The organism is Corallococcus praedator, from assembly GCF_003612125.1.
GTDB lineage: Bacteria > Myxococcota > Myxococcia > Myxococcales > Myxococcaceae > Corallococcus > Corallococcus praedator.
Window position 1 is genome coordinate 1 of sequence record NZ_RAWI01000380.1, and the last position, 8,833, is coordinate 8,833.

Consider the following 8,833-nt stretch of genomic DNA (forward strand, 5'->3'; position numbering starts at 1 on the left):
CTTCCCGGCTCGCTCCAGGACTCGTCGGGCGCGGCGTTCCGGCTCGGAGGCGGCGAAGCGGGGGCCTGGGCCAGGACGGGGGTGCCCCAGCAGAGGACCAGGGCCGACAGGGTGAGGAGACCGGGGACGCGCATGGAAGAGGGCGGGCAGCCTAGCCCACGCTCCGCCCGTGAACGAGGCCGGCCTGCCCGTCCTCCGTCCCGCCATCCGGTCGCGTCCGGAAAGTGGCAGCCGCGCCACAATGGTGACGCCGAGGGCTGGCCCCGGTCTACCATCCGTGCTCGCGACAGAGGCGTCGGTGAGGAGAGCAGACGGGATGAGGGTCGGACGGGGTGTACTGCTGATGGCGCTCGTTCTGGGCGCGTGCAGCAGGCCCGGCGCGAACACGGAAGCGACGGATGCGGGCGTCATCGGGCTTCCGGGAAGGCCCTCGCCGCTGGCGATTCCCTCCTGCGAGGTGCTCCTGCCGGAGGACTTGCGCGACCTCACGCTCAACGGGTTCGCGATGAAGGAGGAGCGGGCCTGTCCCACGTGTGGACCGCTCTGCACGTTGAGTTCGGCCGCCCTGCCGGACGTGGCCCTGTCGGTGGCCTATGACTGCCAGCCGGGCTACGCGAGCGCGGACGTGCGCGCGTTGCTCGCGCCCACGTTGAACGCGGGCGGCGAAGAGGTGTCCGCGCTGGGAAGGGCCGCGGCCCGGCGCAGCCCGGTGCAGGGCATGACGCAGGTGGTGGCGTGGGATGACGACACGCCGTGCGTCGTCGTCGTCACCCTGCTGGGGGATGAGCCGGACCGCGCGATGGACGTCGCCCGCCTCGCGGTGACGTCGCACAAGGGGATGGAGGACGCGAAGGAGGATGCGGGCACGGAGGCACCGCGCGTCGAGGGCGACAATCCGTTCGGCGATGCACCGCTGGAGCCGCTGGACACCCTCACCGCGCCGCGCGCGGGAACGACGGATGTGTTGTCCGCGCCTCCGGGAACCCGAGCGCCGCCGCCCGTCGTGCCCGCCCCTGCCCCGCGGCCTCCGCGGCCCAGCGCGACGGCACCGACGGGCGGTGGAGCCACGCCGGTCCGTCCCGCGGCGGTGCCGCCCATCAACGTGCCCGCCGTGGTGACACCGCGTCCCGCGACGATGCCCGTGGCGCCGACGGTAACTTCGAGCGCCGCGACGCCCGCGCCGAGTGCACCGAACACCGCAACACCCGCTCCGAGCGCACCCACCGCCCCGACTTCCGTGACGCCCGCGCCGAGCACCCCCACCGCTCCGGCCGGAACGCCCTCGCCGACTCCCGCTCAGAGCTCCGGGACGGCCGCGCCAGACGCCCCGCCGAACGCGGAATAGGCATCGCGACACGTCACGCCTGTCATTGCGGATGGACGGGTGCGTCCCACCCTACCCATGCGCTCCGCGACGTCGGAGAGCCGCGTGGAGGACGTGTGGTAGGACCCGCGGCGATCGGCAGATCCTCGCTCTCACTCCTTCGCGCTTGAGCCAGTCCTCCCATGAAGAAAGTCATTCTCGCCCTGGTCATCGTCCTCGTAGGACTTGGCGTGGCGGGCGCATTCCTCTACCGGAATGCCTCTCCATCCGCCGCGGACCACCGGCTGCTCACCGTCGCCTCGGGTGATGAAACGGTCGCGTCGGTGGTGGTCAACCTGCGGCTGCTCAAGTCCGTGCGCTCGGTGGAGTCCTGGAAGGAGCGCATCGACCCGGCGGAGAAGTACCTGCTCAAGGTCGGCAACCTGCCGCCCCGCCACCGCGACCTGCTCCTCGAAACGTTCTCGTCGTTCGCCTCGGGCTTCGTGAAGACCGCCGAGGGCCCGTCCCCCTTCCGCCTGTTCGCCTCCCATGGCTCGGCGGATCAGGCACTCGAGGCCCTCAAGAAGGGGCACCTGGTCGAAGCCACCACCGGCGACGACTACATCCTCATCGACCCCGAGACGTGCGGACGCGAAGGCCCGTTCCGGCTGCTCAAGGGCGACAAGCTCCTCGCCTTCGTCCCCGCCGCGCTCGCGACCGACTTCACGGCGCGGCTCGCCCAGGAGCCCGGCCGCAAGATGGAGTCACTGTTGATCGCCCAGGGTGGCATCAACCTGCAGCCCTTCCTGGAGTCCCTGGCCCCGCCGTTCGTGCAGATGGCCCTGGGGCGCGAAGAAATCGTCGAGAACGCCCGGAGGCTTTCGCTCACCCTGCGCGCGGACACGGACGGAGGCATCTGGGCGGAGCTCGATGTCTTCGGCGACCACCCGGATCAAATCCAGAAGCTCTGGGAGAAGGCCACGGGCGCGGACTCGCCGCTGAAGACCGTGGCGGAGACCTCCGTCAAGGTCACGCCGTCGAAGGACGCCTTCCGCCTCACCTTCGACGTGAATGCCCTGCAGAAGCACGCGGACGTGCTGACCCGCAGCTTCTCCTCCTTCCAGAACGAAGCGCTGAAGGACGAGGACCTCAAGACCCTGGACGATGCCGAGGAAGCGCTGCTGGACCCCAAGGACCTCTACGCCTACGACGAAGCCCTGACGCCCGCGTCCTTCTTCGAGCGCTCGGGCGAGGATTGCAGCCCCTCGCACGGAGTCGCCCTGGATGACGCGAAGAAGCTCCGCCTCGCGTTCAACTCCTTGAGCGCCCGGGAGAACCAGCCGGAGGTCGACTTCGTCAGCCTGACCTCCTCCGTCTGCCTGCCCCCGCACTACGCCCCCGTCCTCGCGAAGCGCGCGTGGATGGAGGTCCGCGTCCAACAGCCGGAACTCGACCGGCCCACCTGTGGCCCGCTGGCGGATGAAGCGAACGGGATGACGTCCGAAGAGGATTTCTCCCGTGAACAATCCAATGACATGCAGGTCGCCACCAACAAGGTCGGCTTCGCGTTCAAGCGCGGCGTGGACACGCAGAAGCTCCCAGCCATCGAAGGCTCGGTCACCGTGCAGGTTCCCACGCGGGTGAAGAAGGTCACGCTGGCCTTCGGTCCGCCCTACGGCAGGACCGAACTCGCCTTCACCGAGGGCAAGCTCACCGTGGAAGCGACCCGCGTCAGCGACGACGGCCTGACGTTCCAGCTGGGCTCGGAAGGCACCCCGCCCGCGGTGCTGGCCGTGCGCGCCTTGAACGCTGCCGGGAAGTACCTCGAAACGGAGTCGCGCTCGGGCTTCTCCGCGAGCATGACGCTGCCGTTCGTGGGCCGGCTCGAATCCAATGATTCCTCCATCCTCGCCCACGGCAAGCCGGCGCAACTGGAGTTCGTCCTGGTGGACGCGACCACGCCGTACGTCCGGCCCTTCAAGCTCACCCCACCCTTCCCCCAGGCCGAGGACGAAGAGGAGGGCGACACGGAGCCCGAGCCCGCGGCCGCGCCACTCAGCCAGGCGGTCTTTGAACAGACGCTCCAGTCCGCCGAATCCATCGCCCAGCGGGAGGAGCGCTACACCCGCTACGCCAACGGAGGACTGCTCGCCGCGCCGGGAGTGCCGGGCGCCGCGCCCTCCCCGTTCAAGGTCCTGCTCCAGACGCAGGGCGTCTTCGAGAACAACCTGGAGATCGTCTGGACGGACGAGGTGCGCCAGCACTTCGGGCAACTGGATACGGGCATCCAGCTGGAGGTCCTGGAAGCGGACTTCGTCGACGGCACGCGCCTGCGCCCCGAGAACATGAAGGAGACCCGCGAGTCGGAGTCCGGAGCGAAGGAGTACGTCTGGGGCTCCCGGTTCGGGGATCCGCGCGAGTGGAGCACGGCCGTGTCCCTGGGCCGCCCCAACATCTCCGCCGGTGACATCCGGGGCGTCATCTTCAGCGACTTCCTGCCCCACCGCATGGAGGACGTGCCCATCGCGCGCATCCGGGGCCAGCTGTCGTTCTCCCTGCCCGAAACCATCGCGGTGTCGGCCCTCACGCCGGTGAGCCTGCACACGCGGGCCACGCTCGGGGAGGCGCGCTTCCACGTCAATGCCATCGAAGGGGACGAGGTCGGCATCCTGAGCGAGAACACGGACCAGCCCGGCTTCTCGGCGGTGTTCGCCGACGCGAAGGGAAACCCCATCCGCGCGAGCCTGAAGAAGCGCACGGATTTCGATGACGCGACCTTCCGGCTCGACTTCGAGACCCAGGGGGCCGCGCGCCAATGGCAGATGCTCCGGGCCCAGGGCGCGAACAAGACCTATACCTACCCGTTCGAAATCACGGCCCACGAGCTCAAGCCCGTGTCCTCCAGGAAGAGGAAGTAACGCCCTCCGGCGCAAGGGCAGACACCTTGCGCCGGAGCTTCACGGCCCTCGGCGGGCTTCGATGAGGCTCATGCCCGTGCGGCTGGGCATGATGCCTTCCAGCGTCCAGCCGGTGGCGGCGAAGAGCGCGCGGAACTCATCCACCGTGCGCTCCCTTCCGCCCGCCATCACCAGCATGTTCAGGTCCAGCAACGACGCGAACGAAGGACTTCCATCGTCCGGCAACACCTGCTCCAGCACGAGCAGCCGGGCCCCGGACGGCGCGCTTTCGTGGATCCGCTGGAGGATGCGGGAGGCCTGGTCGTCCGGCCAGTCGTGAAGGATGAACTTGAGCAGGTACGTCTCCGCGGCGGGGAGGCCGGGCGCGAAGAAGTCGCCGCCCACCAGCTCCACGCGGTCCGCCAGTCCCTGCGCGTCCAGGCGGGCGCGGGCGCTGGGGATGACGGCGGGCAAATCGAAGAGGATGCCTCGGCAGCCGGAATGGGCCTTGAGCACATGGCCCAGGAGGACCCCCTGGCTGCCTCCAATGTCCGCCACCCGCGCGTGGCCGGAGAAGTCGTGGAGCGTGGCGACCTCCACGCCCACCTCGTCGGAGAGGTTGCCCATGGCCTCCGCGAACTCCTCGGTCAGCACGGGGTCGCGGCTCAGCCACCCCCAGAGGTCCGTCCCCAGGGTCTCGTGCGTGCGCGGCTTGCCCGTGCGGACCGCTTCGGCGAGCTGCCCCCAGGGCAGCCAGTGGCCAGGGCTGCTCATGGCGAGCGCGAGGCCTCGCATGGAGCCCGGCATGCCCTTGCGCAGGGCCTCCCCCAGGGGCGTCAACGCGAAGGTGCGCGGCGGGGCTTCCACGAGCATTCCCGCGGTGACGGCACCGCGCAGCAACCGGCACAGGGGCGGGACCTCCAGGCCCAGCACCCGCGCCACGTCGTCACAGGAACGTGGCCCTCCGGCCAACTGCTCCACCACCTCCAGCCGGACCAGCGTGCCGAGGATCTGCGTGATCCAATACCCGGTGACGTACTGCATGAACTGCGCGGTGTGCGAAGCCAACGGTTCGGAGGAAGGTGCCATGCGCACCAGGGTGGAAGCCCCGGACGCTGGGGGACACCCCGCACTGGAGGATGAGGCTTGCGTGGGAAAGCGTTAACGCCCCGCCGTTGCCTGGCGGAGGCACCCACCTCACCGGGTGTCGGGTGAAACCAACCAGTCCCAGTCTTCGTCGGTCAGGGGCAGTCGCTCGCGCTGACGGCGGGCAAGCAGCACCTCCTGCCGCCACGCAGCCAGCCCTCCCGGGATGGGCCAGGCCCGGGAGACCGTGCCCTTCAGCGGCTGCGCGAAGTTGAGCAACAGCATGCGGTTGACCCGCTCGACGACCTGCGGCGTCGCCCCGGTGCGCAGCTGGAACTCCGCGCTGAACAGGGCGCCCGCTTCCCGCACGCTGCTCGAGGGAGTGCCCGCCATCAGGACCGAAGGCCACAACCCGAGGAGGGGCGGCTCCACGCCTTCGAGCAGCGCCGCGTGCAGCCGGTCATGCCCGTCCAACACCAGCCACTTCGCCAGGATGTCCACGTAGAGCAGCAGCGCGGGTGGCAGCGTCCCGTCCCGCGCGCGCTTGCGCCAGCTCTTCACCCGGCCGTCGTCGGGCGCGGAAGGTGCGCGGAGCGGAAGCACGGCACCGGGTCGCTGCGCGGGCAGCGTGTCCCACCAGTCCTCGTTCCAGGCCGGACCGAACCGCGTCACGGCGTCCAGCGAGTGCGGCGCCTGGGGTGGCTGGCCGAACTGCCATTCCATGGGAGAGACGGGATGGCGCTCCGCCGTGTCGGCGGAGAGGACGCCCACGGGCCGCAGGCACCACTGCCCGGAATACAGCACGGACGCCGGAGCCTCCACGAGCTCCCGCGCCAGCTTCCATTCCCAGGCCTCCCACCAGGGCGCGGAGCCCGGAGCGTGGGACACGGCGCGGACCTCCGGCGCCGACAGCGAAGGCAGCCTCCAGGGTGACGGCGCCGTGCCGCGCAGGAAGACCGCGCGGTCCCACCAGTCGTCGATGCGCACCCACAGCAGCGGCGCATCACCGCTCATCAAACGGAGCCGGTAGCGCGAAGCCGCTTCCAGGCGCAGCGCCGGACGACGTGCCTGTCGGCCTCCGACGGGAACGTCCAGCACCAGGCCCGGCCCTGGCGTGCGCAGGCCCCAGGTCTCCGTCCCCTCCACGGTGATGGAGACGCCCGCCGGGCCTCGTGTCAGCGACATGGCGGAGGCCTTGCGTGATTCACCGCGCGCGGGCTTCGGGAGGACACGTGGCTTCGGGGAGGCACCGCGAACTCCTGGAGGGACAGTCCCCTGTCCCGCGCCTGCACTCCGGGGCCCTGCTTCGCCCCGGAGCGCGGGAGGGTCTACAGCGTCTGCAGGTACGCCACGAGGTCGTCCACGTCCGCGTCGGACAACTGCGACGTCTGGCCGTGCTTGTTCGTCTCACGGCCATTCATCAGGCGGGCCCGGAGCGTGGGCGCGCTGCCATCATGCAGGTACGGGGCGGTGCGGCCCACGCCCAGCAGCGACGGGGTGTTGAGCCCCGACATCATGACCCGCGGCGCGTCCAGCAAGACGCCCGTGCGCACCAAGGTGCCCACATCCGCGTTGGTGTTGTTGGTGAGCAGGGTGCCCGAGTGGCAGGTGTCGCACGCCGCCTTCTTGTAGAGCGCGGCGCCGCGCGCCTGCGACTCGGTCAGCGGCTGGCCGTGGTTCGGGTTGTCCGTCGCCGGAATCGAGTCGATGAACGCCGCCAGCTTCGACACCGTGTCGGTGTCCAGCTGGGAGCCGCCCATGCGGTCGATGACCGTGGCGTTCATGAACTCGCCCAGCCCGGAGAACTCCCCGCTCCAGTGGAAGGGCGCCGTCGACGTCGTCATGCGGCCCGCGAGGCTGGGCGTCTGGCGCGGCCCGTCCGGGAAGCCCCAGACGTGTCCGTCCTCGCGGCCCTCCAGGTGGCACGACCCGCAGGAGACGGCCACCATGGGGCTGGTCATCTTCGGATCCGCCGCGGTGAAGAACAGCCGCCGGCCCGCCGCCGCCATCGGGGACAGGACGTCGCCCGCCAGCGCCAGGGGATTGCCCTCCACGAACACGGTCTCTTCCAGCCCCTCCCCGCCATTCACCAGGATGCTGAGCGTGTGGTCGAACGCGTTGTAGACATACGCCTTGCGCCCGTCGCGGGTGATGGCGATGCCGTTGGGCCCCGCGCCCACCTCCACCACCTGCCGCACGGAGCTCGCCTTGTTCGGCAGGTCCTCCCCCGAACGGCGCCACGCGGGCACGATGGCCACGTTGTTCGTCTCCTGGTTCACCAGGAACAACCACGCGCCTGACGGGTCCACCACCGCCGCGGCGGGGCCCTGAAGGGGCGTCATCATCGACGGGCTCGCGATGAGCGACGTGGGGAAGTCCGGCTTCTCTTCCGGCGGCGGCTTGCACTCGTCCAGGTCGTCCACCACCGGCACGGGCACGTCGTCTTCCGCGTTGAAGGTGATGAGGCCCGCGGCCACCACCCCGCCGCCCACGCCCGCGCCGCACGGCGTGCCTCCGCCGTACATGGAGCCACCGCCCCCCATTCCGTCATCCGGCGACGACGCCAGCGGATCCTCGCGCGACCAGAGCACCGGCGCGAAGAGCCGCCGTCCGTCCGGAGCGCCCAGCAGGTCCACCATGCCGCGCGCGCGGAAGGTGCGCGGCCCCTGGGAAGAGCCCGGCGGGAGCGGGGTGTCCAGGTCGGAGACGCGCCCCGGTCTGGAGGACGCGCGGTTCGCGCGCGCGTTCAGGTCCGTGCCTTCGCGCACGACCCGGGGACGGTCCGCGTCCGTCAGGTCCACCGTCATCACGTCGCCCTGCCGGAACAGCGTCACCGCCGCCTTCCTGCCGTCCTCCAGCAGCGCGATGCCGCGCGGCTCCTCGCCCAGCGGCAGCTCCCAGCGCGCCGTGAGCGAAGCGGTGTCGATGGCGGTGAGGCTGCCATGTTCGCTGGACGTGCGCGTGGCGCTGTTCACCACGTACAGCGTCCTGCCATCCGGCGACACCGTGAGCCCCGTGGGCTCCACGCCCACGTCCACGCGCGCCGCCTCCACCGCGTCGCCCTTGCGGATGACGGACACGCTGCGGCCGCCACGGTTCGTGACGTAGACCGTGTCGTCCGGGCCCACCGTCACGCGCTCCGGACGCGGGCCCACCCGCACCTCGCCCACCTTCTCCCGGCGCTCGGTGTCCACCACCGCGAGGATGCCGTTGTCGGCGTCCACCACGTAGAGCGTGGAATCATCCCGGCTGAGGGCCACGGACCCGGAGGCATTGCTCCAGGTGCCCGCCACCTCGCGCTCACTGCACCCCGAAAGCACCAGCGTCACCGCGCAGAACGCGGCCCATCCCTGCCGTCGCATCGGAAAGCCTTCCCCTCCCGTGTGGCCCGCGCGCCGTCATGGCTTGCGCGCGCAGGGTCCCCACGGCCTGTCGGGTGCGTGCCGGCCCTGCTCACACGCCGTCCCGAGGGCCGCATGCTCGCCCACCCGTCCACCGGAAGTCGATGCCCTCCACACCCGCCGTGCGCCCCCGGACAGTGTGGGGA

At 70.7% G+C, this 8,833-nt stretch carries 5 protein-coding genes; 2 read left to right on the plus strand and 3 right to left on the minus strand.

The features are described from left to right. Positions 1-316 precede the first annotated feature (316 nt). Complete coding sequence (locus D7Y13_RS33310) at positions 317-1,345, plus strand: RodZ family helix-turn-helix domain-containing protein (protein ID WP_147444522.1); 1,029 nt, start codon at positions 317-319, stop codon at positions 1,343-1,345. Positions 1,346-1,506: 161 nt separating this feature from the next. Continuing rightward, positions 1,507-4,221 (plus strand): hypothetical protein, encoded by a 2,715-nt coding sequence (locus D7Y13_RS33315; protein ID WP_120585764.1) that lies wholly within the window; start codon positions 1,507-1,509, stop codon positions 4,219-4,221. 39 nt (positions 4,222-4,260) lie between these two features. Here D7Y13_RS33315 and D7Y13_RS33320 read toward each other — a convergent pair whose 3' ends face one another. From D7Y13_RS33320 to D7Y13_RS33330, 3 genes are all read right to left on the minus strand, one after another. Continuing rightward, entirely contained in the window at positions 4,261-5,289 is a 1,029-nt protein-coding gene (locus D7Y13_RS33320) for a methyltransferase (protein WP_120537499.1), read from the minus strand. 108 nt (positions 5,290-5,397) lie between these two features. Continuing rightward, positions 5,398-6,471 carry a hypothetical protein gene (locus D7Y13_RS33325; RefSeq protein ID WP_120585763.1) on the minus strand — a complete coding sequence of 358 codons (1,074 nt, stop codon included), beginning with the start codon at positions 6,469-6,471 and terminating at the stop codon, positions 5,398-5,400. A 143-nt stretch (positions 6,472-6,614) separates the two neighbouring features. Then, complete coding sequence (locus tag D7Y13_RS33330; protein WP_120585762.1) at positions 6,615-8,648, minus strand: c-type cytochrome; 2,034 nt, start codon at positions 8,646-8,648, stop codon at positions 6,615-6,617. Positions 8,649-8,833 lie beyond the last annotated feature (185 nt).